A 23,084-nucleotide genomic window follows, 5' to 3' on the forward strand; every position below is an offset into this window, starting at 1 on the left:
TCCGCGAAACGGATTGGCTGTTGCAGTTTCGCAACGAAAAAGGCCGCCTCGAGGGGCGGCCTTCGTCAGTTCCATCAACTCGGGATTTACTCGGCGTCCTTGGCGGCCTTTTTCTTCGGCGCGGCCTTCTTCTTCGGCTCTTCCGCGTCGTCGCTCTTCTTGTCTTCAGTCTTCTTCGACGCGGCCTTCTTCGCCGGCTTCGCCTTGGTCGCCGTCTCGGCTTCCTCGTCGTCGGCCATCAGCTCTTCCTTGCTGACCTTGACGTCGGTAACCGAGATCTGCCCGAGCAGGTGATCGACCACCTTCTCCTCGAACATCGGCGCGCGCAGCGCATTCAGCGCCTCGGGATTGTTGCGGTAGAACTCGAAGGCTTCCTGCTGCTGGTTGGCCGGGAAGCGACGAACCTGCTCGAACAGGCCGCGCTGCAATTCCTCGTCCGACACGGTGACCCCGGCCTTCTCGCCGATCTCGGCCAGCACAAGACCAAGGCGCACGCGGCGCTCGGCGAGCCGCATATATTCGGCGCGCGCTTCTTCCTCGGTCGTCTCTTCATCGGCGAAGGTGCGGCCGGCCGCTTCCAGATCGCGGTTGACCTGCGCCCAGATGTTGTTGAACTCGGCCTCGACAAGCCTCGAAGGCGCCTCGAACGAGTAAGCCGCGTCAAGCTGGTCGAGCAGCTGGCGCTTGACCTTCTGGCGCGTCATCGAGCCGAACTGGCTCTCGATCTGGCCACGCACCACATCGCGCAGGCGCTCCAGCGATTCCAGGCCGAGGTTCTTGGCGGTCTCATCGTTGATTTCGAGTTCGCCCGGCTTGGACACTTCTTTGACCGTGACGTCGAAAGTCGCTTCCTTGCCGGCCAGATGCGCCGCCTGGTAGTTTTCCGGGAAGGTCACGGTGACCTGCTTTTCATCGCCGGCCTTGGCGCCGATGAGCTGATCCTCGAAGCCCGGAATGAATTCCTTGGAGCCAAGCACCAGCGGCTGATCCGTGCCGGCGCCGCCGGCAAAGGCCTCGCCGTCGATCTTGCCGACATAGTCGATCGTGACGCGGTCGCCTTCGGCCGCCTTGCCGGTCTTCGGCTCGTAGCTGCGCGCCGATTCGGCGACGCGCTTGACCTGCTCGTCGATCTCCGCGTCAGGGACGTCGAACACCTGGCGCGTCACCTTGATGTCGGAAAAATCCTTGATCTCGATGGGCGGGATGATCTCGTAGTTAAGGCGGAATTCGAAGTCGGCGCCGCCGGCCAGGATCTTCTCTGCTTCCTTCTCGTCCTCGGTCATGATGACTTCGGGCTGCATGGCGGCTTTTTCGCCGCGGCCCGAAATGATCGACCGGGTCGAATCGTTGAGGATCTCGTTGACCACTTCGGCCATGAACGACTTGCCATAGACCTTGCGCAGGTGCTGCACCGGCACCTTGCCGGGACGGAAGCCGTTGATGCGAACCTTATTCCTGGCGTCCGTCAGCCGCGCCATCAGCTTGGCTTCCATGTCACCAGCCGGCACGGTGATCTTGATCTCGCGCTTGAGACCGGAATTGAGTGTTTCGGTGACCTGCATCGTAAAACCTTTGTTTTCACCAATGAGGCTGCCAAACGGCTCTCTGCCGTTCACAGCCTGCCGGTATAATCTTGCCGGGAATGGCTTTTGGTACGGAACCTGGCGATTTGACCTGAAATACGGCTCAAACTCTTCCAAACTGCGTTCCAAAATGTGAATAAGTCTTTGTTTTTCCTACTTCTTATCACATTTTGCAGAAGCGGATCGTCGCGTCCCGTCACATTCGACACGCCTTTTGTCACAGGCGAGGCCAATTTTCAACCATCTTCGCGTTTAGGCGAATAACCATCATTTCGGCCCTGACATTGACAGAATGATGGCTAATGGGATCGCCAGACCGTGCGGGCGTGACGGAATTGCCAGACCCTCAGGTCGCGGCTGGCGGCTGCCGCGATATTCAAAGGACGATGCGGTATTCCACCTCACTCCCAAGACCTCGACAAGGCCGCCGAGGCTCTGCTACAGCCCGCCCGAGGCGCGTGTGGTGGAACTGGTAGACACAGCAGGTTTAGGTCCTGCCGCCGCAAGGCTTGGGGGTTCGAGTCCCTTCACGCGCACCACTGCCGCATGGCATCGGATAGTCCACTAGCGCACAGGCGCTGGCGGGAAATCAGGACACTGCCTAGGCGAGCTTCTTGATACGTCCCTTGTCGAGGCGGAAGATGCCATCGTTACCGCCTTGGCGCTGGAAATCATCCTGCAATTCGTCCCATGTGCCAAGATACTGACCGCAGTCGTCGCACCGGATGCCCGTCGAAGGTTCGGCATCGGCAGGAATCCGCAGCCTTATCGTGCCGCAAAAAGGACACTCCAACTGGTGATCCAAGTACCCGGTCGCCATGGGCTTTCCATCTTTCTGAATGCCACCGCCAGCGTCGAGAATATACCTACCACGCGACACAATCCAGTGGCGAGACGCTAGCGCCTAAAGGACGCCCCTGAGGTCGATTAGACGTAAGCTTCCAAGGCTTGAGCCTTCGAGGCCGCACCGCCCTCCCCGTTCAAGCTATGGATGGCAGCCCACCCCTGCACACCTTAATATAGAGGCTCCTGAAACAGCGTCTTGTCGCCGTCCACCAGCGCCTTGATCTGGGCGGTGCCGTCGCTGGCCAGTGCAAGACGGATCCCGAACGGGCGTACCCGCATGTCGTTCTGGATTGCCATCCCCTCGCCTTCCGGCAGGTAGAACCGTTCGATGCCGTAATCCGGCGCGATCGTCAGTCCCTCGCCGCGAAGATCCCAGCCTCCGGCGACATGACCGCGAATATCGGCCTCGTCGGCATCGGTCGGTGTCGGCGCCGCGCCGAACCACGCGGCGCTCGGCGTCCAGTAGCCGTCGGCGTTCTTCTTCAGACGGACGACGATCGAGGTGTCGTCGCTGGAAAGTTTTCCGGCCGGGATGTTGGCGATCATCTTCACCGGTATGCGCGAGATGTCGTAGCCGAGGATGATATAGTCGCCGCGCAGCAGGTCGCGCGGATCGACAGGCTCGATCTTCAGCAGCACTTCCTTGCCGCTGCGCAGGATCGCCGCCCGGCCGGCGATGATCCAACCCAGGAACCCGATCTGGACGAGCGCCAGCACCAGCGCCGAGATGACAAGCCTCTTCCCGGACATCATGCCGTGGCTCCTCCGGTGGCCGGATCCTTCATGCGTTTCTCCACGCGGATGATGACGATCGCCAGGATGCCAAGCAGCACCGCCGCGGCAAGGAAGAAGCCGGCGGTGTCGAGCATCGACTGCAAGGTCACGACATAGATCATGGCGAGTTCGAAGGCGAAGCCGAGATAGGCAAGCCAGCGCAGGCCACGGCTCTCGCGCCCCGCGAGCACAATGGCGGCAACAATGCCGGCCAGCGCGACGACCGAAGCAATGGCGAAGCCTCTGTCGTAGCTGCTTTCGCCGGCCAGTTCGAACTGGATGATGGCCAGTCCAGTGAGGAAGCCAAGCAGAGCATGCAGCGGCAAGCGGCCGCCAAGCTGCACGATCCGGTCTACCGGTTCCGGCGCGAAGAGGGAAGCCACGAACAACAATACCGATACGATGACCAGCGGGATCGCCACCGGCAGCGTCTCGTGATCCACGGCGACCAGCACAAGATAGAAGAGCAGCGACAGGATGATCAGGTGCCGCGCCGCCTGGCTGCGGGTCCAGAACGAGACGGCAAACAGCACAGCCGCCATGACGAGGAAGAGATGCGGAAATTCGCTGCGATTGAAATAGTCGAACCCTTTCAGGAACAGCCAGGCGTCGGCGATGCCGACCGCGGCGACGGTCAGCGGGTTGGACCGCAGCGCCACCGCCGCCAATGCGGTGCCGGCGCCCCAGGTGATCAAGGCCGAGGCCTCGTCGCCCGACAGATGGTACATCTGGCCGATCAGCGCGATCGAACCGCCGAAAGCCGCCGCCGCCACGATCCACAACGCCTCGCCGATCGCCGCGTGGTCGCGGGTTTTCAGCACCGCACCGCCGACATAGCCGCCAAGGATGACGGCAAAGAGCGCGGCAACGCGCGCCAGCCGCGGGATGGCTTCCCAGTTGGCGGCGACGAAGATCAGGATGGCCGCGCCGAACAGCAGCGCCGCCATCATCGCCAGGATCGAACCGAAGCTCAACGACTGGCGCGCGTTGATCTCGACGTCGCGCCGCAATGCATCGGCCGTCGGGGCGTCGATCAGTCCGGCCTCAAGCCATCGCGCAATGTCCGACCTGACCCGTGTCGCGTAGCCCGGCATACCTTCCCCCGCTGCTTGGTCGGTTTTTCAGCTGGAGCTGCCAAACCGTTGACGTCACGGCACTTTCTGATTCTGGCTTCTTTGTGTCAGGTCCGCGAAGGCTTGTTAATGTTGCATTGCACAATTTGCATTGCTGCCATGCAGCCATAGCGCTTTTAAATCGATATGGGCCCGCCTATTTATGGTTTGTACACAAACGGAATGATCCGCAAGAAAAGACGAAACGAGCAATACCATGAACCTGATCCGCAACTACCGCAACTGGCGCCGCTACCGGGACACCGTTTCCGAGCTGAGCCGCCTGAGCAACCGTGAACTGACCGACCTCGGCATCAGCCGCAGCGACATTCCTTACGTCGCTCGCAAGGCGGTCTAATCCTTCGGACCGCGAATGGTCCGAACCAGTTTCGAGAAGAGCATGACAATGAACCTGATCCGCAACTATCGTAACTGGCGCGTTTATCGCGAGACGGTTACCGAGCTGGGTCGCCTTTCCAACCGCCAGCTGCATGATCTCGGCATCGTCCGCGACGAAATCAAGATCGTCGCCCGCCAGGCGATCTAACAACGGAATTTCGCCAGGGTCGACCTCCTCCCCGATCCTGACGAATACGGTCACCCCTTACCTCCTCCCAAGGGTTGACCACCAAAACGGCGCCCGCCGCACCTCCTCCCGCGGCGGGCGTTGTTTCCCGGAGCAAAACGAGTTTTGCTCCAGAGGCTTCGCCCCTCTTCAAAATGGCGAAAAGAATTTCGTCAAAGCCGACCTCCTCCCCGGCGATGACGGATAGGCCCGACCTTCACCTCCTCCCGAAGGTTGGCCACCCAAACGGCGCCCGCCGCACCTCCTCCCGCGGCGGGCGTTGTTTCCCCGGAGCAAAACGAATTTTGCTCCAGAGGCTTCGCCCCTTTTCAAACGGCGAAAGGAATTTCGTCAAAGCCGACCTCCTCCCCGGCGATGACGAATACGGTCGGCCTTCACCTCCTCCCGAGGGTCGACCCCCAAAACGACACCCGCCGGACCTCCTCCCCCGGCGGGTGTTGTTGTTTTCAGGGCAGCCTTCGCCTTCGCCGCCGCGGCATGTTCCAGGTGCGGCAATTGCAATCGTCCCGCCAAGCGATTATTCCGGCGCTCATGAGCAAAAAACCTATTCACATCATCGGCGGTGGCCTCGCCGGATCCGAAGCAGCATGGCAGGCAGCCCAAGCCGGCGTTCCCGTTGTGCTGCACGAAATGCGGCCCGTTCGCGGCACAGAGGCGCACAAGACCGACGGCTTGGCCGAACTCGTTTGCTCCAATTCTTTCCGCTCCGACGACGCCGAGAACAACGCCGTCGGTCTTTTGCATGCCGAAATGCGGCTGGCCGGCTCGCTGATCATGAGCGCCGGCGACGCCAACCAGGTGCCGGCCGGCGGGGCGCTGGCCGTGGACCGCGACGGATTTTCCGACGCGGTGACGGCCAGGATCGAGGCCCATCCGCTGATCTCCATCCAGCGCGAGGAAGTACCCGGCTTGCCGCCGGTCGAATGGGACCAGGCCATCATCGCCACCGGCCCGCTGACCGCACCCTCGCTCGCACAGTCGATTGCCGAAGCGACGGGCGCCGATGCGCTCGCCTTCTTCGACGCGATCGCGCCGATCATTCATTTCGACACGATCGACATGGACACCTGCTGGTTCCAGTCGCGCTACGACAAGGTCGGGCCCGGCGGCACCGGCAAGGACTACATCAACTGTCCCTTGGACAAGGACCAGTATCTTGCCTTCGTGCAGGCACTGGTGGAGGGCCAGAAAACAGAATTCAAGCAATGGGAAGGCACGCCCTATTTCGACGGCTGCCTGCCGATCGAGATCATGGCCGAGCGTGGCGTCGAGACGCTGCGCTACGGGCCGATGAAGCCGATGGGCCTCACCAATGCGCACAATCCAACCGTCAAGGCCTACGCCGTCGTGCAACTGCGGCAGGACAATGCGCTGGGCACGCTCTACAACATGGTCGGCTTTCAGACCAAATTGAAGCATGCCGAGCAGGTGCGCATTTTCCGCACGATTCCTGGTCTGGAGAACGCCGAATTCGCCCGCCTCGGCGGCCTGCATCGCAACACCTACATCAACTCGCCGACCTTGCTCGACGCCTCGCTGCAGCTGAAGTCGCGCCCGGGCCTGCGTTTCGCCGGCCAGATCACCGGTTGCGAAGGCTATGTTGAAAGCGCCGCCATCGGCCTGCTCGCCGGCCGCTTCGCCGCTGCCGAGCGGCTCGGCCACGCGCCGTCGCTGCCGCCACTCACCACGGCGTTCGGAGCGCTGCTCAACCACATCACCGGCGGACACATCGTTTCAGACGACGAGCCGGGAAAGCGCTCTTTCCAGCCGATGAACGTCAATTTCGGCCTGTTCCCGCCTGTCGAGGCGGTGAAGATCGAAGGCAAACGCCTGCGCGGCAAGGACAAGACGGTCGCCAAGCGGCATGCGATTACGTCGCGTGCGCTGGGTGATTGCCGGCGATGGCTGGGACTGCCGGCGCAAGCTCAAGCGGCGGAATAGCCTTACTGACTGGCCTTGCCGCGGAAGTAGGATACTATCCCACTCGCCTAGTGGGAGTCATTGCATGGAAACAGCCGAGAAACTGTCCGTCACCGTCACGCCGGCCATGGCGCGCATGATCCGCGAAAAAGTCGAGGACGGTTCCTTCGGCTCGGCAAGCGAAGTCATTCGCGCCGCGCTCCGCGCTTTCCAGCGCGAAGAGGAAGAGCATGCCGAGCGCATGGCGTCGATCCGGGCGCGGGTAAAATCTTCGATTGACGACACAAGGCCGAACCTTTCCGGAAAAGAGGTTCGCGACCAGCTTAAGAAATTCGCTGAGCAATATTCGAGCCGCATTGATGATTCGGCGGCTTGAGGTCGAGTATCGCGAAAGTGCCAGAGACGATCTTACCAACATTTTCAGATACATAGTTGAGTCGGGCGGAAGCCCCAACGCGGCGCTGAGATTCGTGCTTCGAATTGAAGACCGTTGTCAAAACATCGGCAACGCACCTCGTGGCGGTCGCCTGCGCGACGACATCGTGCCGGGACTGCGAACCGTTCCGTTCGAGCACTCCGCCGTCATAGCCTATCTAATCGAGAGCGACATATTCGCATCGTCAACATCTTTTACGGCGGCCGCGACTACGAGACATTGATGCGAGATGGCGGATCGGGCCCTTCCTAGATTGGCCCGAAATAACTACTCGGCCGGCTCGGCACGCGCCGGTCGCAGCCCGGGCTTCCCGGCCTCACCCGGATTTCGCCTGACATAGGCTGCTTTCAGGCTCTCGGAGGTTTCGCGCGAGCCGTCATGGCTCCAGCCGGGTGGCTTGATCAGGTAGTTCAGGCGGTCGCTCAGGGTCAGATCAGGTGCGAAGGCATCCCTGAACATGCCGATCCATTCGTGGAAAGCCACTTTCAGCGGATTGAAGGTGCCAAGATTTTTCACGATTCCGTAGCGCGGGCGGTCCTCTTCCAACTCCTCGACGAAGGTGCCGAACATGCGGTCCCAGATGATCAACGTGCCGGCGTAGTTGGCGTCAAGGTAGCGCGGATTGGTGGCGTGGTGGACGCGGTGGTGCGAGGGCGTGTTGAAGACGAATTCGAACCAGCCCCACATCTTGCCGATCGTCTCGGTGTGGATCCAGAACTGCCAGATAAGGTTGAAGCCGAAGGTGAAGGCAATCACCGCCGGATGGAAGCCGAGCAGCACCAGCGGCGCCTGCAGCACGAACATGAAGGTGAACAGGCCCGTCCAGCTCTGCCTGAGTGCCGTCGATAGATTGTAGTGCTGGCTGGAATGGTGGTTGACGTGCTCGGCCCACACCCAGCGCACCCGATGCGCGATGCGGTGGTAGATGTAGTAGCGCAAATCATCGAGCAGGAAGGCCGTCAGGAACACCCAGATCGACAGGCCGAGGTTGAAGAAACGGAACTGCCAGAGCCACAGCAGCGCCCAGTAGGAGACGACGCCGAGCAGCAGCCCGGCGACGACATTGCCGGTGCCCATCATCAGGCTGGTCAGCGTGTCGTGCGTCTCGAACGAGCCCTTGGCCCGGCCGGTGCGCACCAGCCACAGCTCGATCAGGATGGCGGCAACGAAGAACGGGATGGCGAGCTGGGTAACCTGCGGGAAATTGTAATCGCCCATCACGCGGCCTCCTTGGTCGAACTAGGATGCTGCGGCTGAAGAACTCTTAGCACAGCGTGCGCGTCGGCAGCGTTAGCGAAGGTGAAGTGACCGCCTTTCCAGGTGAAATCGGCAAGGCGCAGCACAATCGTGCCGACATCATCTTCGCTGCGTGCCAATACATCGCGCGGCGTGACGATCCGCGTCAGGAAACGATCTCCAATGGCATGGACGATGCCAAGGCGCCCTCGCCCGAGTTCCAGGAACGCGGTTCGGCCATCGGATGTGAGGTGGATGGCGGCCGCCGGTTCATCCGGAAAATCCTCGGCAAAACGCTCTCGCGCCTGCTCTGCATCGGCCAGCCTGGCCTTGCGGCTGCCGCCGGTGAAATGAACGGCGGCGACCGACAACGCGATGCCGAATACGACGATCACGACCAGCACGGGCAGGCTCATGGACAGGCATCTCCTCCAGCCGGCCTGTTGTCTTGGCAACAGTTCCGGTTGAGCGATCCCTTAACACAATTGACGTTTACGTCAAACTGCTGGCCAGCCCACCATGGCGCGACGCAGCATGAGCCAGTGGCGGCGCATGGTCGAGAGTCGCACCGTGCCGTCGAGCGGCGAACCGCGTTCCATTTTCGTCAGGTAGGCTCGCGACAGGACCAGCGGCAGAAAGGCCGGGCGCAGTGAAGCCGGCAAATCCGATGCGCCTTTCTCGAAGACCGAGAGATGCTCCCGCGCCAGCGCGATCATGGCGGCGACGGCGCGCTGCGCACCTGGTCCACCATCGTCGGTGACGAATTCCTCCGGAGACGAACCCGCCGCGGCCAGGATATCGGCCGGAACAAAACACTGTCCGCGACTGCGGTGCAGCGGCAGCAGGAGCAACAGTCCCGTAATCGCCTGCGCGCAACCGGCCCTACCGGCCAGTTCGGCGAAACGTGGCGCCACTCCTGGATCCAGCACCATTGCCGCCAGTTGAATAAGCGCGGCTGCCGTTTCGCCGCAATAGCCTTCGAGATCGGTTCGCGACGGCATCGGGTCGTCATAGAGGTCGAAGATCCGGGCCTCGAGCATATTCTCGAATGCCTGTTTCGGCAGGCCGTACCTGGAAATCGTGGCCTTCAGCACATCCGCGATCGGATGGCCCGTCTCGGACCCTTCGGCTGCGATGACATCGCGCCACCATTGCAACCGCACCTCGCCCGGCAAGGCCTCGCGGATGCGATCCCGAATGCCCGCGATTTCGGCATTGAAGGCGTAGAGCGAAAACAGCGCTTCGCGCTTGTCCGTCGGCGCGTAGAGCGCGCTGAGATAGCGGTCATGGTCGGCGGCGCGCACGGCGCCCATGACGATTTCGCCCTTTTGGTCCACGTCAGTCAACGGCGATCAGCGCGGCGGCTACCGCGCGATCCTCTGCGAGCAGGACATTATATGTCCGCACCGCTGCACCGGTCGCCATCGGGTCGGCGGCTATGCCCGCGGTCTTCAAGGCGGCGCGAAGCCCCGCCGGCAAGGGTCGTAAATCCTTGCCCGTGCCGACCAGCAGGATTTCGATCTTCTCGGCCTGGGCCAGCAGCCGTTCGAAATCCGCCACCGTCAGCGCAGATGGGTCCGCCGGCTCCCAGCCATGGATACCCGACGGCAGGCACAGAAGCGAACCGCGATGCGACATGTCGGCGAAGCGGAAGCCGCCATTGCCATACGCCTCGATAGGGGCGCGGCCGGGGAAATGCGCCTCGCGGATGACGATACCTTTGGCCATCCCTGCCGATCCGCCCTTCGGGTCGCGCGTCAGGTCGCGACCGCCTTGCCGCCGCCGACCGGCTTTTCCTCGTCCGAACTCGTGGCCTGCGGCCGCAGCTTGAATAGGATCAGCAGCGGCGCGGCGATGAAGATCGACGAATAGGTGCCGAAGATGACGCCGAACAGCATTGCCATCGTGAACGAGCGGATCACCTCGCCGCCGAACAGCACCAGTGCCAGGAGCGCCAGGATCGTCGTCACCGAGGTCAGCGTCGTTCGCGACAGCGTCTCGTTGATGGCGTTGTTGAGGAGCTGCGGCAGCGGCATCTTCTTGTATTTCCTGAGATCCTCGCGAACGCGGTCATAGACCACGATCGTGTCGTTCAGCGAGTAGCCGATGATGGTCAGGATCGCCGCCAGCGACGATTGGTTGAACTCCAGCCCGGTTATAACGAAGAAGCCTATGGTCATGACCACGTCATGGACCGTCGCCACGATGGCGCCGACCGCGAACTGCCATTCGAAGCGGAACCAGACATAGATCAGGATACCCACCAGCGCGACCAGCATGGCGATCGTGCCTTGCTTGGCCAGTTCTCCTGACACGGTCGGTCCCACCACCTCGACGCGGCGGAAATCGTAATTGTCCTGCAACTCGCCACGAACCTTGTCGATGACGGTCTGCTCGGCATTCTCGCCGCCGTCCTGCGTGCCGACACGGATCAGCACGTCATTCGGCTCGCCGAACTGCTGCACCTGCACTTCGCCGATATTCAGTTCCGAGAGCCTGGCTCTGATGTCGGCAAGATCGGCATTGCCGCTCTTGGACTTCACCTCGATCAGCGATCCGCCCTTGAAATCGATGCCGTAATTGATGTCGACGGTCATGAACAGCACCACCGACAGGACCGACAGCAGGCTCGACAGCGCGAAGGTCCAGCGGCGGATGCCCATGAACGGGATCTTCGTGCCGGGCGGAATGAAGGTTACCGGCGCCCGCGGCAATTCCTTCGGGCGCGCGCGGCGCAGCCAAATGGACACCAGCAGCCGGGTAAAGGTGAAGGCGGTGAACACCGTGGTCAGGATGCCGATGGCGTAGGTGATGGCAAAGCCCTTCACCGGCCCCGTTCCGAGATAGAACAGCACCACGGTCGCGATCAGCGAGGTGACGTTGGAATCGACGATCGTCGCCAGCGCCTTCGAGAAGCCGGTGTCGATCGCCTGGATCACCGAGCGTCCGGCGCGCCGCTCCTCGCGGATGCGCTCATAAATCAGCACGTTGGAATCGACGGCCATGCCGATGGTCAGCACGATACCGGCAATGCCTGGCAAGGTCAGTGTCGCGCCAAGCAGCGATAGCAGTCCGACGATCATCGCCACGTGCACCGCCAGCGCGATGTTGGCGAGGAAGCCGAGGAAGCCGTAGGCGACGAACATGAAGGCGACGACAAGGATAGAGCCGATGATGCCGGCGACCTTGCCGGCATGGATCGAATCCTGGCCGAGGCCCGGACCCACCGTGCGCTCCTCGATCACGGTCAGCTTTGCCGGCAGCGCGCCTGCGCGCAGCAGGACCGCGAGGTCATTGGCGCTCTCGGCCGTGAAATTGCCTGAGATCTGGCCGCTGCCGCCCAGGATCGGCTCGCGGATCTGCGGCGCCGAAATCACCTGGTTGTCGAGGATGATGGCGAACAGCTTGCCGACATTCTGCGATGTCGCCTGCCCGAACCGTGTCGCGCCGCGCGAGTTGAAGGTGAAGGAAACCACCGGCTCGTTGGTCTGCGAGTTGTAGGTTGCGGTCGCTTTGGAGAGGTCTTCGCCGGAAACGATGACGCGGTTTTCGATCAGGTAGGGAACCGGCGGATCGTCCTGCGAATAGAGGATCGATGAACCGGCCGGCGGACGGCCCTTCAGCGCATCCTGCACCGGCATAGACTGGTCCACCATCTGGAAGGTCAGCTTGGCGGTCTGGCCGATGATTTCCTTCAGCCTTTGCGGGTCCTGCAAACCGGGCACCTGCACCAGGATGCGGTCATCGCCCTGCCGCTGCACGATCGGTTCGGTGGTGCCGAGTTCATTGACGCGGCGTTCGACGACTTCGATCGACTGTGCCAACGCAGCCGAGGTGCGATATTTTATGCCGGCGTCGGTGACGGTGAATTTGAGCAGGCCGGGCTCGGAATCATCCAGCGCCATCTCCTGGACGGACCCGCCGGTGAACAGGCTTGCGGCGACCGGATCGGTCAGCGGCTTCAGTGCCGTCTTGGCCGCATCGAGCTGGTTCGGGTCCTGTATGCGGACCTGTACGGTCCTGCCCGTGCCCGCCAGGCCGGTATAGCCGATCTTGGCCTCGCGCAGCAGCGTCCTGATCTCGTCACGCGTCGTCTCCAGCTGCGCCTTGACCAGATCGTTCTGATCCATCTGGAGCAGGATGTGCGAGCCGCCCTGCAGGTCGAGGCCGAGCGTCATCTGCCGCTTGGGCACCCAGCTCGGAAGCTGCGCCAGCGTGCTTGCGGGAATGAGATTGGGCGCGGCGAGGACCACTGTGGCGGCCACGGCCAGCCAGATCAGGATCATCTTGAAGCGCGAGAAATAAAGCATCAGTTCTTATCCGTTCAGGCGTACAAGCGGCAGCATTCCGCCATCGGTTCGGTTCGCGGGCCCGTTTCTCATTCTGAGCACGGCCGGCCCTATCGTGCTTCTTCAGCGATTGTCAATCTTGCCGGCAATGGGCCGGTTCGCAACAGCATGGCGATGGTGTTGGCTTCCCGGACCGTGAAATTGCCCGAGACTTGACCGTAACCACCATCGATGGGCTCGCGAATGACAGGTGCTGAAATCACGTGGTCATCCAGGATCACAGCCAATGGCTTGCCCACATTTTGCGTTGTAACCTGTTTGAACCGTGCCGCGCCTTTGGCGCCAAACCGGAACACGACAACCGGTTCGTCATTTTGCTGCCCACTGTAAGTTGGGCGGGCGTCGAGCACGTCCTTATCCGAGAGGATGACCCGATTCTCGACCAGGTAAGGAACCGGCGGATCGTCCTGCGTATACACCACCAGCGAGCCAACAGGCGGGGAACCGCTGATCGCATCGTTCACCGGCATCGAAAGGTCAACCAAATGGAAGCTCAGGCGACCAGGCCGGGTGAGAATTTTTTCCAGCGTTTGCCGATCGGCGATGTCTGACGTCTGAACAAGTATGCCGTCTTGGTCCGCTGGTTGGGCCACCGTGCCGGCGACACGCAGATCTTGGAGACGATTTTTGATGACCTTAATCGACTGAGAAATCGCGTTAGAGGTCTGATACTTCAAACCCGCATCCGTCAGCGTGAATTTGAGCAAGCCGGCTTTGGAATCCAGCGTCATTTCCTGAACGCGGCTGTCCGGGGCAACATCCGTTACCGTCTTGAGCGCTGTCTTTGCCGCCTCAAGCTGAGCCGGATTCGTGATGCGCACCTGCAAGGTCCTGCCCGACACAGCAAGCCCCGTGTAGCCGATCCTGGCCTCCATCAGAAGCGCCCGGACATCGCCACGCGCAATCTTCAGCCGGCCGTCGATCACATCCGCCACCACCAGATGGAGCAGGAGATGCGAACCGTCTTGCCCTGCTCGAACGACTGCCGGACTGTCGGCAGGCCGCTCGGGCCGCATGGCATGCGGACTGGCGGCGAAAAGGTTGGACGTGTCGAAGACGGTCATCGTGGCTACGGCAAGCCACGTCAGCATCATCTTCAGGCGCCAAAAATGAGACATATGCCGTCGCTTGTCAGGGCCCCGTCCGCGGATCGCTCCGCCTGGAATTTGGTTATTTCTTGGCGTTCTGGTTCGCTACCGGCTCGCCCTTGACGCGCACGTCGGCGATCGTCGAGCGCAACGCCGTCACCTTCGTGCCGCCACCGAGGTCGATCTCGAGCTCATGGTCGTCGATCACCTTGGTCACCTTGCCGACGAAGCCGCCGCCGGTGACGACCGTGTCGCCGCGGCGCACGGCCGCCAGCATCTCGCCGCGCTTCTTCAGCTGCGTGCGCTGCGGCCGGATGATGAGAAAATACATGATCACGAAGATCAGGACGAACGGCAAAATGCTGATGAACATGTCGGGAGAAGCCCCAATGCCTTGGGCATATGCCGGTGTCACGAACATCGAGGTACTCCTGAATTTTGAAAACAGCCGCCAAACGGTTCAGTGGATTTGGCAGCCCCGCGAAATTTGGCCGGAATATAGTCGGTAAAGTTGCCAATGCAACTGCGTGGCCGGGCAAATCGGCTGCTTTTCCGGCCTGTTCACCCGTGTTAGAGCATGACCGCGAAAAGCGCGAGCGGGTTTTCGCAAAAGATCGCGCTGTAACAAACGGTTGCAGCGAGTTTCGAAACCGTCGGGATCGAACCCGGCCACACCTTCCCTCGCGGAACCAGAGCAAAAGACCTGAGATGACCGATACCAGCATCGACGCATTGAACCAGAAACTCGACCGCCTGATCGAGGCGGTCAGCCGCCTCGCCCCGCCGCCTGTGCCCGAAACCGACCTTGGCGGAGCCGATTGCTTCGTCTGGCAGGCGGATCCGGGTTACCTGGAGCCGGTGCGCAAGGTGAACCGCGTCGACATCGGCCTGATCCGCGGCGTCGACCGTGTGCGCGACATCCTCGTCGACAACACAGAACGCTTCGCCTCCGGCTATGCCGCCAACAACGTGCTTTTGTGGGGCGCGCGCGGCATGGGCAAATCGTCGCTGGTCAAGGCCGTGCATGCCGCAATCAACGCCTCGCCGAAACTCGACCGCCCGCTCAAGCTGATAGAGATCCATCGCGAGGACATCGATACGCTGCCGAAGCTGATGACGCTGCTGAAAGCCGCGCCTTACCGCTTCATCCTGTTTTGCGACGACCTCTCCTTCGACCATGACGATACCTCCTACAAATCGTTGAAGGCAGCACTCGAAGGCGGCGTCGAAGGCCGCCCGGCCAATGTCATTTTCTACGCCACGTCGAACCGCCGCCATCTTCTGCCGCGAGACATGATCGACAATGAGCGCTCCACCGCCATCAATCCGTCCGAGGCGGTCGAGGAGAAGGTTTCGCTCTCCGATCGCTTCGGCTTGTGGCTCGGCTTCCACAAATGTTCGCAGGACGAATATCTCGAAATGGTCAACGGCTACGCCAGCCATCATGGGCTCGACATCGACCCCGGGCAGTTGCGCGCCGAGGCGCTGGAATGGGCGACGACACGCGGCAGCCGCTCGGGCCGCGTCGCCTGGCAGTTCACGCAGGACCTCGCAGGCCGGCTCGGCAAGCCGTTGAAGGATTAGGCGCGGCTCACCGAGTGACGGCAGGAGCCGGCCACAAAAGTTTCGTGGCCGACCCGTCCGGGGACGCCGGTTTCTATATCGTGTTCATTCCCGCACAGGCTTTATGCTTCCCAGAACCATGGGAATATCGGTTTGTATCCCGAGTGTATCGGTCGCCCAGGCCTGCATTTCTGGTGAAGCATCACCTGATTTCAGGATGGAAATGGCCAGCTCGGACATGTCTGTGGGCGGCTTGGTATTGATCACCGCATAGGAGAAATAGCCGGCCAAAGCGGCACTTGCGATCGAAATGACCGGCGCAACGATTAAAGCAGTTGCTCGTACATGCGATTGCCAGCGATGCGTTGGGCTGGCGGACGGAAGTTCATCCTCTTCGACAGATTCAATCATTCCACTCTCCTTGCAGAGCGTCGAGAATGACTTTCCTCTACATTAGTTAAAATGCAGATAAACCATTTTCGATAACGCGAGTCGCAATACGGCTCTTGCGCCGATCCCCGCCAAGGGAGCGACTGCGGCACCGGAGACGTGGTGCGCACGACGGTTCCGGGCGCTGCTCAGGCGCCCGCCAATGGCAAACGTCTAGACTCCCAAAAGCTATTTGGCGTGATGTGTCCCCGCGCCATTAGCGCGGTTGAGGGCTGCTCTTTGGTTCAGCATGTCACTCAAAATTTGATCCTGGTTAGACATGCATGAAAACAACGACGTGCATCCAGCAACCAACTGAAAAAGCCCGCTCCTTGCGGGGCGGGCTGAGCCGGCGGGCCGGACTGGAGGTCAGGCGGCCCGCAAATCGCTTTTTTTATTCTATTCGAAATAGCCCCGACTATTCGAGATAGCCGGAGGGATCGACCGGGGCCGAGTTCTTGCGCACTTCGAAATGCAGCTTCGGCGAGTCCGTCGTGCCGCTCATGCCCGACAGCGCGATCTCCTGGCCGCGCTTGACCTTCTGGCCGCGCTGGACCTCGATCGAGCTGGCGTGACCGTAGACGGTGACCAGGCCATTCTCGTGCCGCACCAGCACCGTATTGCCGAATTCCTTGAGGCCGTCGCCGGCATAGATGACGACGCCATTCTCGGCCGCCTTGACCGGCGTGCCTGCCGGCACGGCGATGTCGACGCCGTCCTTGCCGGAACCGAAGCCGGAAATGACGCGGCCGCGCACCGGCCAGCGCATCTTGCCTATGCCGGTGGCGTCCGGCGCCACAGCGTCGTCATCCTCGGCCTGCTGGATGACCTTGGCGTCTTTCTTCGGCGGCGTGTAGGAAGCCAGCGTTTGCGACGGCGTCGTCTTGGCCGTCGGCTGCGTCGTGGCTGTCGTCACCGGGTCTACCGCCGCAGGCTTTGCGGCGGCCACCGTGGCCGTTCCGCCGGCCGGCACCTTCAGCGTCTGGCCGATCTTCAGCAAGCCGTCCTGCATGCCGTTTGCCTGCTTGATGGCGACAACGCCGACACCGGTCTTCCTGGCGATCGAGGAAAGCGTATCGCCCGACTGCACCGTATAGGCACCGGCGCCGGCCTTGGGCGCGGCGGCGGCAATTTGCGGCGCGGGCTTGTTGTCCTTGGGCTTGTTCGCCGCGGCCGAAGCATCGACCTGCGCGGCCGGCTTGCCCTCCTTGAGCTTCGGCTGCTGCGGCAGCACGGCGACCTTTTCCGGCGCGGTGGCCGGCAAGTCGCGCTTGCCGTTGGCTGGCTTGGCGTCGGCAACCCTGGGCTCGGCCTTGCTGGAATAGGCGTAGGCCGGAATGATGATCTTCTGGCCGGTCTTCAGCCCCTTGGTCGCGCTCAGCGCGTTGACCTTCATGATCACGTCGGCCGGCACCTTGTAGTGCTGCGCCAGCCCGGAGATCGTTTCACCGTCCCTGACGACGATTTCGGTGGCATGCGCCGTGCCGGCTGCCTTGGCGTCGGGCTGGGCATCCTTGAAGGGCTTGGCCGCGGGAGCAACCGTGCCGGTCGCCGTCCGGTCGACATGCGGTGCCGGGCGCACCAGAGCGGGCGCCGATGCAACACGCACCGGATTGGCGGCGGGTGCCAGCGCGGGAGCGGGCTGCGCCTGGGCGACCGGTGGCGGCAGCGGCCGCGTCGACACCGGTTCGAGGCTGGAGCGGCTGACCGACTGCGTGTGGCTGCCATCGAGCGGCGCGGCCGCGACATCCCCCGGATAGGGCTGCTGCACGGCATCCTGCTTGTTGATGATGGCGCGCTGATTGTTTGTCGAGGAGGTGAAGACGTCGTCGACGCCGTTGAACCGCGACACTTGCGAGCTGCACCCAGCCGCGGCACCCGCGATCATGAGAACAGCGCAGCCCCGCGCCAAATTGCGACTGTTTGCCTTCAAAACACTGAGTTGCATCGCACTAACCCGCACAAACTCTGCACCAACTGGACAGGATTAAAGCGCGTTAATGTTACTGGTCGGTTAACCCCTTAGAATCAGACGCAAAATTTCTTAAAATATTTGAGGCCGCCCAGACTGCCCATATAGAGGCACGCGCAGCCGCCGTTGCAGGCCGGCTGACATGGACAATCCCTAGATAACGGCCGCCAGGCTGCGCAATACCGGCTGCAGGCGCACGAGGCCGATATCCTCGCGCTCGAAACGGCTGCCGACCTTGGTGAGCTTGGCCAGCACCTGCTCGCCCTCCTCCGGTCCGATCGGCGCGATCACGATGCCGCCGCTCGACAACTGGTCGAGCAGGAAACGCGGCAGGCTGTCGAAGGCGGCCCAGGCGACGATCCGGTCGAACGGGCCTTCTGCGGCCAAACCGGAGGAACCATCCACCTGGCGCGCGATGACGTTGCCGATGCCGAGCGCCTCGAAGCGCTGCCGCGCCTGTTCGACCAGCGTCTTGTAGCGGTCGATGGTGACAACCCGGCCTGACAGGCGCGACATCACCGCTGCCGTATAACCGGAGCCGGTACCGATCTCGAGCACGCGATTCCCGACTTCGATGGCGAGTGCGGCGATCACCGCCGCCTGCATGTCCGCGCCCTCGATCGCTTCGCCGCATTCGATCGGCAGCATGCGGTCCGACCAGGCGATGGAATGGAACTGGGCGGCCAGGAAGCCGCGCCGCGGCGTCGCCTCGAAAGCCGCGATCAGCGCTTTCGGCACGGTCCCCCTGCCGCGCAGGCGCAGCAGGAAGGCGGCAAATCCTTCTCGGTCATCGATTGGCAGGTTCATGCAAGGGCCTTGCTCAGCTGGTCACGTATCTCATGCGCTGTGAGGTCGAGCTGCAACGGCGTCACCGATACCAGGCGATTGCGCAGGGCAAAAAGGTCGGTGCCTTGCTTGCCCTCGACCGGCTCGCGGCCGAAGCGCAGCCAGTAGTACGGCAGCCCGCGCCCGTCGCGGCGTTCCTCGACCCACAGGCTGTGTACGAGCTTGCCCTGCGAGGTGACCACCGTGCCGGCGACCTCTTCAGGCAGGCAGTTCGGAAAATTGACGTTGAGCAGCACGCCGTCCGGCAGCGGCGTCGCGACGAGTTTCTTGAGCAGCGCCGGCGCCAGCGCCTCGGTGGTCTCGTAGGGAACGACGCGGTCCTCGCCGACAGTGCTGTAGCCCTGGCTGAGCGCGATCGAGCGTATGCCGAGCAACGCGCCCTCCATCGCGCCGGCGACGGTTCCCGAATAGGTGACGTCGTCAGCGATGTTGGCGCCGGAATTGATGCCCGACAGGATCAGGTCGGGCGCGCCGGGCAGGATCTTCTTCACGCCCATGATGACGCAGTCGGTCGGCGTGCCGCGCACGGCAAAGTGCTTCTCGCCGATTTTCCTCAGCCGCAGCGGCTCCGAGATCGACAGCGAGTGCGCATAGCCGGACTGGTCCTGCTCCGGCGCCACCACCCAGACATCGTCGGACAATGTGCGCGCGACGCGCTCGAGCGACGCCAGGCCCTCGGCATGAATGCCGTCGTCATTGGTCAGGAGAATACGCATTATTTCGATTCGATCTTTTCCAGCCCGCCCATGTAAGGCCGCAGCACTTCAGGAATGGTTACGCTGCCATCCTCGTTCTGGTAGTTTTCGATGACGGCGATAAGTGCGCGCCCGACAGCCGTGCCTGAGCCGTTCAGCGTATGGACGAAGCGGTTGCCCTTGCCGTCCTTGTCCTTGTAGCGGGCTTCCATGCGCCTGGCCTGGAAATCGCCGCAGACAGAGCAGGACGAGATTTCGCGATAGGCGTTCTGGCCGGGCAGCCACACCTCGATGTCATAGGTTTTTCGCGCGCCAAAACCCATGTCCCCGGTGCACAGCACCATGGTGCGGAACGGCAATTCGAGCCGCTTCAGCACTTCCTCGGCACACTCGGTCATCCGCTCATGCTCGGCGAGCGAGGACTCCTGATCGGTGATCGACACCAGCTCGACCTTGTAGAACTGGTGCTGGCGCAGCATGCCGCGCGTGTCGCGCCCTGCCGAGCCGGCCTCCGAGCGGAAGCACGGCGTCAGCGCGGTGTAGCGCAGCGGCAGTTTCTCATGGGCGGTGATCTCCTCGCGCACGAGGTTGGTGAGCGGCACTTCGGCGGTGGGGATCAGGCCAAGCCTGCCATCTCCATGCGGCGTGAAGAACAGATCCTCCTCGAACTTCGGCAGCTGGTTGGTGCCGAAAAGAACATCGTCCTTGACCATCAGCGGCGGGATGACTTCCTCATAGCCATGCTCGGTCGTGTGCAGGTCGAGCATGAACTGGCCGATCGCGCGTTCCATCCGCGCCAGCCCGCTCTTCAGCACGGTGAAGCGCGAGCCCGACAGCTTTGCCGCACGCTCGAAATCCATCATGCCGAGCGCTTCGCCGATCTCGAAATGCTCCTTCACCCAGTTCGGGCGGGTCGGCACCTTGCCGACGATATGCTTGACCACGTTGTCGTGCTCGTCCTTGCCGACCGGCACATCGTCGAGCGGCACATTGGGCAGCACCGCCAGCGCGTCGTTCAGCGCCTTGTCGAGCTCGCGCTCGCGCGCCTCGCCGTTCTGGATGAAGGTTTTTATCTCACCGACTTCGGCTTTCAGTTTTTCGGCAAGGGCGGCATCGCCCGAACGCATGGCATTGCCGATCTCTTTCGAGGCGGCGTTGCGGCGTTCCTGCTTGGTCTGCAGCTCGGTAACATGTTCGCGCCGCGCCTCGTCCCTGGCGATCAGGTCATCGACGGTGGACTGCGCTTCCTCGACCGACCACGAGCGCTTGACCAGCGCCTCGACAAGGGCCTTCGGGTTGTCGCGAATCCATTTGATGTCAAGCATGGTCTGAAAGCTCCTGCGGTAGCTTGCCGCCAAAGCGCGCGGCGGTTTGCGCTACGATATGCTCAAGAATATAGCCTGAAACGCATCGTCGGTTTCGCGATGCGTTTCAGGCCAGAGGGGGTAAACCGCATCTCTGATCGATGCAAGATCGGGCTTGCTGACGGCAGGGGCCGCGAGCCCGCTTTCGAGTGGTGAGGGATAGCGCGACAGTCCAGAAATAAAAAACCCGCCTCGGCGTCGGGTCGTTGGCGCAAATCAGCACCATAACCGAATATGTACCATAGCGGCGGGCACCAAGTCAAGAAAAAATTCCTATCGGCACCGGGCCGCGCACCGATTCCGAGGCCGGCAGCCCGCAGGGGCGACGCGCCTGCCCTATGTGGAGGATGCGTCTGCCGGCTTTTCCGCCACCTCTTCCTCGGATTGCTGCTTCTCCCGCGCCAGGCGCTCGCGCTCCTGGCTGCGTTCGATCATCCGCGCCGACCAGATGGCGACCTCGTAGAGCAGGATGGTCGGGATGGCGAGGCCGATCTGGCTCATCGGGTCGGGCGGCGTCAGCACCGCCGCGACGACGAAGGCGATGACGATCGCCCATTTGCGCTTCTCGGCCAGCGCCTTGGATGACAGCATGCCGACGCGCGTCATCAGGCTGGTCACCACCGGCAGTTGGAATACCAGGCCGAAGGAGAAGATCAGCGTCATGATCAGGCTGAGATATTCCGACACCTTCGGCAGCAGCGAAATCTGCACCTGGTCGTTGGTGCCCGATTGCTGCATGGCGAGGAAAAACCACATCACCATCGGCGTGAAGAAGAAATAGACCAGCGAGGCGCCCATCAGGAACAGGATTGGCGACGCGATCAGGAACGGCAGGAAGGCGTTGCGTTCGTTCTTGTAGAGGCCGGGCGCGATGAACTTGTAGATCTGCGTGGCGATCAGCGGAAAGGCGATCACCATGCCGCCGAACATGGCGAGCTTGACCTGCGTGAAGAAGAATTCCTGCGGCGCGGTATAGATCAGCTCGACCTTGTGCGGGTCGAGTCCCGCCCATTGCGTCGCCCATTTGAATGGCACGACAAGTAGGTTGAACAGCTTCTTGGCGAAGAAGAAGCAGACCAGGAACGCGGCGAAGAAGCCGCCGAGCGACCAGATCAGCCGGCGGCGCAACTCGATGAGATGCTCCATCAGCGGCGCCGAGGATTTCTCGATCTCGTCCTTTTCCTTGTCCGAAACGCTCACTTGGCGGCTCCCGCCGTCTTTTTGGCCACTGGCTTCTTCGCTGGAGCCGGTTTCGCCTCGGCCTTGGTCGTCGCCGCCTTGGCTGCTGCCGGTTTGGCATCCTTTGACGCCGCCACGGGCTTCGCCGGCGCTTTGGGTGCTGGCGCGGGTTTGGCGGTCGCCGCTTTCGCAGGCGTGGAAGCTTTCGCGCCGTTCGCCGAAGCCTTGGCGGGCTTGGCCGCTTTCCCTGCCGCGGGTGCCTTTGGCGTCAGCTCTGTCGGCGCTGAGGACGCCACTACCGATTCATCGGTCATGACCGGGAAGATCGGCGCGGCCGGCGCGGTATCGGGTTCATTGGCCCCCGGCATGGTGGTCGCGCCGTTCTTCAACGGTTCGGCCGCCTGCGATACCGAGCCGGCGGGCGCTGCCGTATCGACGGCCGGCTTCGGCTTCATCGCCGCGTCGACGCCGGAACGCACATCGGCGGCCGCCTGCTCGAACGGATTGAGCTGTTTCCTGATCTCGGCAACCGGGCTGAGCCCCCTTAGCTCGTCGACCGACTTCTTGACGTCGTCGAGCTCCGCTTCCTTTAGCGCCTCGTTGAACTGCTTCTGGAAATCGGCCGCCATGGCACGCAGCTTCGCCGTCGTGCGGCCGAAGGTGCGCAGCATGTTGGGCAAATCCTTCGGCCCGACGACCACGATCATAACGATCGCGATCACCAGCATTTCGGTCCAGCCGACTTCAAACATGGCTATCCGTTCCGACTAATGCATGCCGCCCAAAAGTGCGAAGCGGTTCTGGGACAACGACACACACAAAAGCAACAACCCTTGGCTCAGCTCTTGCTGGCCTTTTCCTTCGCTGCCGAAACGGTTTCGTCGGCGCGATGTTCGACGGTACGCTTGTCGTCGGCAACGTCGTCGTCGGCCATGCCCTTCTTGAAGCTCTTGATACCCTTGGCCATGTCGCCCATCAGCTCGGGTATCTTGCCGCGGCCGAACACCAGAAGCACGATGACCAGCACGATCATCCAGTGCCAAATCGAAAATGAACCCATAGCAACTCTCTCTCGAATGGTTTCCCTGGCGATGATCTATGCGTTT

Annotated in this window: 25 protein-coding genes and 1 tRNA gene; 7 read left to right on the forward strand and 19 right to left on the reverse strand. The window is 62.1% G+C overall.

The window, feature by feature from the left end; all coding sequences use genetic code 11:
- Positions 1-86: 86 nt before the first annotated feature.
- Positions 87-1,562 (reverse strand): trigger factor, encoded by a 1,476-nt coding sequence (gene tig, locus FJ443_RS17870; protein ID WP_140495785.1) that lies wholly within the window; start codon positions 1,560-1,562, stop codon positions 87-89.
- A gap of 475 nt (positions 1,563-2,037) precedes the next feature.
- Between tig and FJ443_RS17875 the strand changes: the two genes are divergently transcribed.
- A tRNA-Leu gene (locus tag FJ443_RS17875) sits at positions 2,038-2,122 on the forward strand.
- A 62-nt stretch (positions 2,123-2,184) separates the two neighbouring features.
- On the opposite strand, the gene FJ443_RS17880 is transcribed toward FJ443_RS17875, so the two are convergent.
- From FJ443_RS17880 to FJ443_RS17890, 3 genes are all read right to left on the reverse strand, one after another.
- The gene (locus FJ443_RS17880) at positions 2,185-2,403 is read right to left on the reverse strand and encodes a hypothetical protein (protein WP_140495784.1); all 219 of its coding nucleotides are present in this window, start codon (positions 2,401-2,403) and stop codon (positions 2,185-2,187) included.
- Positions 2,404-2,597: 194 nt separating this feature from the next.
- A complete protein-coding gene (locus FJ443_RS17885) occupies positions 2,598-3,182 on the reverse strand; it encodes a GDYXXLXY domain-containing protein (protein ID WP_140665120.1) in 585 nt (194 codons plus the stop codon).
- On the reverse strand, positions 3,179-4,297 hold the full coding sequence (locus tag FJ443_RS17890) for a DUF2157 domain-containing protein (protein WP_140561508.1): 1,119 nt from the start codon (positions 4,295-4,297) through the stop codon (positions 3,179-3,181). The genes FJ443_RS17885 and FJ443_RS17890 overlap by 4 nt, the downstream gene beginning before the upstream one ends.
- Positions 4,298-4,532: 235 nt before the next feature.
- On the opposite strand from FJ443_RS17890, the gene FJ443_RS17895 reads away from it, so the two are divergent.
- From FJ443_RS17895 to FJ443_RS17915, 5 genes are all read left to right on the forward strand, one after another.
- Positions 4,533-4,673: a DUF1127 domain-containing protein gene (locus FJ443_RS17895; RefSeq protein WP_013531315.1), complete on the forward strand. Its 141-nt coding sequence runs from the start codon at positions 4,533-4,535 to the stop codon at positions 4,671-4,673.
- A 48-nt stretch (positions 4,674-4,721) separates the two neighbouring features.
- Complete coding sequence (locus FJ443_RS17900; protein WP_140495781.1) at positions 4,722-4,862, forward strand: DUF1127 domain-containing protein; 141 nt, start codon at positions 4,722-4,724, stop codon at positions 4,860-4,862.
- Positions 4,863-5,432: 570 nt separating this feature from the next.
- Positions 5,433-6,842 carry a methylenetetrahydrofolate--tRNA-(uracil(54)-C(5))-methyltransferase (FADH(2)-oxidizing) TrmFO gene (gene trmFO / locus FJ443_RS17905; RefSeq protein ID WP_140495780.1) on the forward strand — a complete coding sequence of 470 codons (1,410 nt, stop codon included), beginning with the start codon at positions 5,433-5,435 and terminating at the stop codon, positions 6,840-6,842.
- 64 nt (positions 6,843-6,906) lie between these two features.
- Positions 6,907-7,197 (forward strand): type II toxin-antitoxin system ParD family antitoxin, encoded by a 291-nt coding sequence (locus FJ443_RS17910; protein WP_140495779.1) that lies wholly within the window; start codon positions 6,907-6,909, stop codon positions 7,195-7,197.
- Positions 7,181-7,480 carry a type II toxin-antitoxin system RelE/ParE family toxin gene (locus FJ443_RS17915; RefSeq protein WP_348640086.1) on the forward strand — a complete coding sequence of 100 codons (300 nt, stop codon included), beginning with the start codon at positions 7,181-7,183 and terminating at the stop codon, positions 7,478-7,480. The genes FJ443_RS17910 and FJ443_RS17915 overlap by 17 nt, the downstream gene beginning before the upstream one ends.
- A 44-nt stretch (positions 7,481-7,524) precedes the next feature.
- Here FJ443_RS17915 and FJ443_RS17920 read toward each other — a convergent pair whose 3' ends face one another.
- The 7 genes from FJ443_RS17920 to yajC all read right to left on the reverse strand — a co-directional run bounded on the left by FJ443_RS17920 (position 7,525) and on the right by yajC (position 14,351).
- A complete protein-coding gene (locus tag FJ443_RS17920) occupies positions 7,525-8,475 on the reverse strand; it encodes a sterol desaturase family protein (protein WP_181175106.1) in 951 nt (316 codons plus the stop codon).
- Positions 8,475-8,909, reverse strand: coding sequence for a type II secretion system protein (locus FJ443_RS17925; protein ID WP_140517113.1), 435 nt, complete (start codon positions 8,907-8,909; stop codon positions 8,475-8,477). The genes FJ443_RS17920 and FJ443_RS17925 overlap by 1 nt, the downstream gene beginning before the upstream one ends.
- Before the next feature lie 81 nt (positions 8,910-8,990).
- A complete protein-coding gene (locus FJ443_RS17930) occupies positions 8,991-9,806 on the reverse strand; it encodes a phytoene/squalene synthase family protein (RefSeq protein WP_140495880.1) in 816 nt (271 codons plus the stop codon).
- A 25-nt stretch (positions 9,807-9,831) separates the two neighbouring features.
- Complete coding sequence (locus FJ443_RS17935; protein ID WP_140495776.1) at positions 9,832-10,221, reverse strand: Mth938-like domain-containing protein; 390 nt, start codon at positions 10,219-10,221, stop codon at positions 9,832-9,834.
- 29 nt (positions 10,222-10,250) lie between these two features.
- Entirely contained in the window at positions 10,251-12,803 is a 2,553-nt protein-coding gene (secDF, locus tag FJ443_RS17940; RefSeq protein WP_140495775.1) for a protein translocase subunit SecDF, read from the reverse strand.
- Positions 12,804-12,892: 89 nt separating this feature from the next.
- Positions 12,893-13,960, reverse strand: coding sequence for a hypothetical protein (locus FJ443_RS17945; RefSeq protein ID WP_140521029.1), 1,068 nt, complete (start codon positions 13,958-13,960; stop codon positions 12,893-12,895).
- Between the two features lie 52 nt (positions 13,961-14,012).
- Positions 14,013-14,351, reverse strand: a complete 339-nt coding sequence (gene yajC / locus FJ443_RS17950) for a preprotein translocase subunit YajC (protein WP_140495773.1) — start codon at positions 14,349-14,351, stop codon at positions 14,013-14,015.
- A 287-nt stretch (positions 14,352-14,638) separates the two neighbouring features.
- On the opposite strand from yajC, the gene FJ443_RS17955 reads away from it, so the two are divergent.
- On the forward strand, positions 14,639-15,514 hold the full coding sequence (locus tag FJ443_RS17955; protein WP_140561514.1) for an ATP-binding protein: 876 nt from the start codon (positions 14,639-14,641) through the stop codon (positions 15,512-15,514).
- A gap of 84 nt (positions 15,515-15,598) precedes the next feature.
- On the opposite strand, the gene FJ443_RS17960 is transcribed toward FJ443_RS17955, so the two are convergent.
- From FJ443_RS17960 to FJ443_RS17995, 8 genes are all read right to left on the reverse strand, one after another.
- Entirely contained in the window at positions 15,599-15,904 is a 306-nt protein-coding gene (locus FJ443_RS17960; protein WP_140521031.1) for a hypothetical protein, read from the reverse strand.
- A gap of 436 nt (positions 15,905-16,340) precedes the next feature.
- Positions 16,341-17,870 carry a LysM peptidoglycan-binding domain-containing M23 family metallopeptidase gene (locus tag FJ443_RS17965; RefSeq protein WP_140665125.1) on the reverse strand — a complete coding sequence of 510 codons (1,530 nt, stop codon included), beginning with the start codon at positions 17,868-17,870 and terminating at the stop codon, positions 16,341-16,343.
- Positions 17,871-18,047: 177 nt separating this feature from the next.
- Positions 18,048-18,701, reverse strand: a complete 654-nt coding sequence (locus tag FJ443_RS17970; RefSeq protein ID WP_140495769.1) for a protein-L-isoaspartate(D-aspartate) O-methyltransferase — start codon at positions 18,699-18,701, stop codon at positions 18,048-18,050.
- On the reverse strand, positions 18,698-19,456 hold the full coding sequence (gene surE, locus FJ443_RS17975) for a 5'/3'-nucleotidase SurE (RefSeq protein WP_140517122.1): 759 nt from the start codon (positions 19,454-19,456) through the stop codon (positions 18,698-18,700). The genes FJ443_RS17970 and surE overlap by 4 nt, the downstream gene beginning before the upstream one ends.
- Complete coding sequence (gene serS, locus FJ443_RS17980) at positions 19,456-20,760, reverse strand: serine--tRNA ligase (protein ID WP_140495767.1); 1,305 nt, start codon at positions 20,758-20,760, stop codon at positions 19,456-19,458. The genes surE and serS overlap by 1 nt, the downstream gene beginning before the upstream one ends.
- 375 nt (positions 20,761-21,135) lie before the next feature.
- Positions 21,136-21,999: a twin-arginine translocase subunit TatC gene (gene tatC, locus FJ443_RS17985; protein WP_140495766.1), complete on the reverse strand. Its 864-nt coding sequence runs from the start codon at positions 21,997-21,999 to the stop codon at positions 21,136-21,138.
- Complete coding sequence (gene tatB, locus FJ443_RS17990; RefSeq protein ID WP_140665128.1) at positions 21,996-22,730, reverse strand: Sec-independent protein translocase protein TatB; 735 nt, start codon at positions 22,728-22,730, stop codon at positions 21,996-21,998. The genes tatC and tatB overlap by 4 nt, the downstream gene beginning before the upstream one ends.
- 86 nt (positions 22,731-22,816) lie before the next feature.
- A complete protein-coding gene (locus FJ443_RS17995; protein WP_015317533.1) occupies positions 22,817-23,038 on the reverse strand; it encodes a twin-arginine translocase TatA/TatE family subunit in 222 nt (73 codons plus the stop codon).
- Positions 23,039-23,084 lie beyond the last annotated feature (46 nt).

Origin of the sequence: Mesorhizobium sp. B2-6-1 (assembly GCF_006440475.1) — a bacterium.
Taxonomy (GTDB): Bacteria; Pseudomonadota; Alphaproteobacteria; order Rhizobiales; family Rhizobiaceae; genus Mesorhizobium.

Excerpts from the sequence above, each read along its gene's own strand:
- tig (WP_140495785.1), bottom strand. The coding sequence starts at position 1,562 with ATGCAGGTCACCGAAACACTCAATTCCGGTCTCAAGCGCGAGATCAAG.
- FJ443_RS17880 (WP_140495784.1), bottom strand. The coding sequence starts at position 2,403 with ATGGCGACCGGGTACTTGGATCACCAGTTGGAGTGTCCTTTTTGCGGC.
- FJ443_RS17885 (WP_140665120.1), bottom strand. The coding sequence starts at position 3,182 with ATGATGTCCGGGAAGAGGCTTGTCATCTCGGCGCTGGTGCTGGCGCTC.
- FJ443_RS17890 (WP_140561508.1), bottom strand. The coding sequence starts at position 4,297 with ATGCCGGGCTACGCGACACGGGTCAGGTCGGACATTGCGCGATGGCTT.
- FJ443_RS17895 (WP_013531315.1), top strand. The coding sequence starts at position 4,533 with ATGAACCTGATCCGCAACTACCGCAACTGGCGCCGCTACCGGGACACC.
- FJ443_RS17900 (WP_140495781.1), top strand. The coding sequence starts at position 4,722 with ATGAACCTGATCCGCAACTATCGTAACTGGCGCGTTTATCGCGAGACG.
- trmFO (WP_140495780.1), top strand. The coding sequence starts at position 5,433 with ATGAGCAAAAAACCTATTCACATCATCGGCGGTGGCCTCGCCGGATCC.
- FJ443_RS17910 (WP_140495779.1), top strand. The coding sequence starts at position 6,907 with ATGGAAACAGCCGAGAAACTGTCCGTCACCGTCACGCCGGCCATGGCG.
- FJ443_RS17915 (WP_348640086.1), top strand. The coding sequence starts at position 7,181 with ATGATTCGGCGGCTTGAGGTCGAGTATCGCGAAAGTGCCAGAGACGAT.
- FJ443_RS17920 (WP_181175106.1), bottom strand. The coding sequence starts at position 8,475 with ATGGGCGATTACAATTTCCCGCAGGTTACCCAGCTCGCCATCCCGTTC.
- FJ443_RS17925 (WP_140517113.1), bottom strand. The coding sequence starts at position 8,909 with ATGAGCCTGCCCGTGCTGGTCGTGATCGTCGTATTCGGCATCGCGTTG.
- FJ443_RS17930 (WP_140495880.1), bottom strand. The coding sequence starts at position 9,806 with ATGGGCGCCGTGCGCGCCGCCGACCATGACCGCTATCTCAGCGCGCTC.
- FJ443_RS17935 (WP_140495776.1), bottom strand. The coding sequence starts at position 10,221 with ATGGCCAAAGGTATCGTCATCCGCGAGGCGCATTTCCCCGGCCGCGCC.
- secDF (WP_140495775.1), bottom strand. The coding sequence starts at position 12,803 with ATGCTTTATTTCTCGCGCTTCAAGATGATCCTGATCTGGCTGGCCGTG.
- FJ443_RS17945 (WP_140521029.1), bottom strand. The coding sequence starts at position 13,960 with ATGTCTCATTTTTGGCGCCTGAAGATGATGCTGACGTGGCTTGCCGTA.
- yajC (WP_140495773.1), bottom strand. The coding sequence starts at position 14,351 with ATGTTCGTGACACCGGCATATGCCCAAGGCATTGGGGCTTCTCCCGAC.
- FJ443_RS17955 (WP_140561514.1), top strand. The coding sequence starts at position 14,639 with ATGACCGATACCAGCATCGACGCATTGAACCAGAAACTCGACCGCCTG.
- FJ443_RS17960 (WP_140521031.1), bottom strand. The coding sequence starts at position 15,904 with ATGATTGAATCTGTCGAAGAGGATGAACTTCCGTCCGCCAGCCCAACG.
- FJ443_RS17965 (WP_140665125.1), bottom strand. The coding sequence starts at position 17,870 with ATGCAACTCAGTGTTTTGAAGGCAAACAGTCGCAATTTGGCGCGGGGC.
- FJ443_RS17970 (WP_140495769.1), bottom strand. The coding sequence starts at position 18,701 with ATGAACCTGCCAATCGATGACCGAGAAGGATTTGCCGCCTTCCTGCTG.
- surE (WP_140517122.1), bottom strand. The coding sequence starts at position 19,456 with ATGCGTATTCTCCTGACCAATGACGACGGCATTCATGCCGAGGGCCTG.
- serS (WP_140495767.1), bottom strand. The coding sequence starts at position 20,760 with ATGCTTGACATCAAATGGATTCGCGACAACCCGAAGGCCCTTGTCGAG.
- tatB (WP_140665128.1), bottom strand. The coding sequence starts at position 22,730 with ATGTTTGAAGTCGGCTGGACCGAAATGCTGGTGATCGCGATCGTTATG.
- FJ443_RS17995 (WP_015317533.1), bottom strand. The coding sequence starts at position 23,038 with ATGGGTTCATTTTCGATTTGGCACTGGATGATCGTGCTGGTCATCGTG.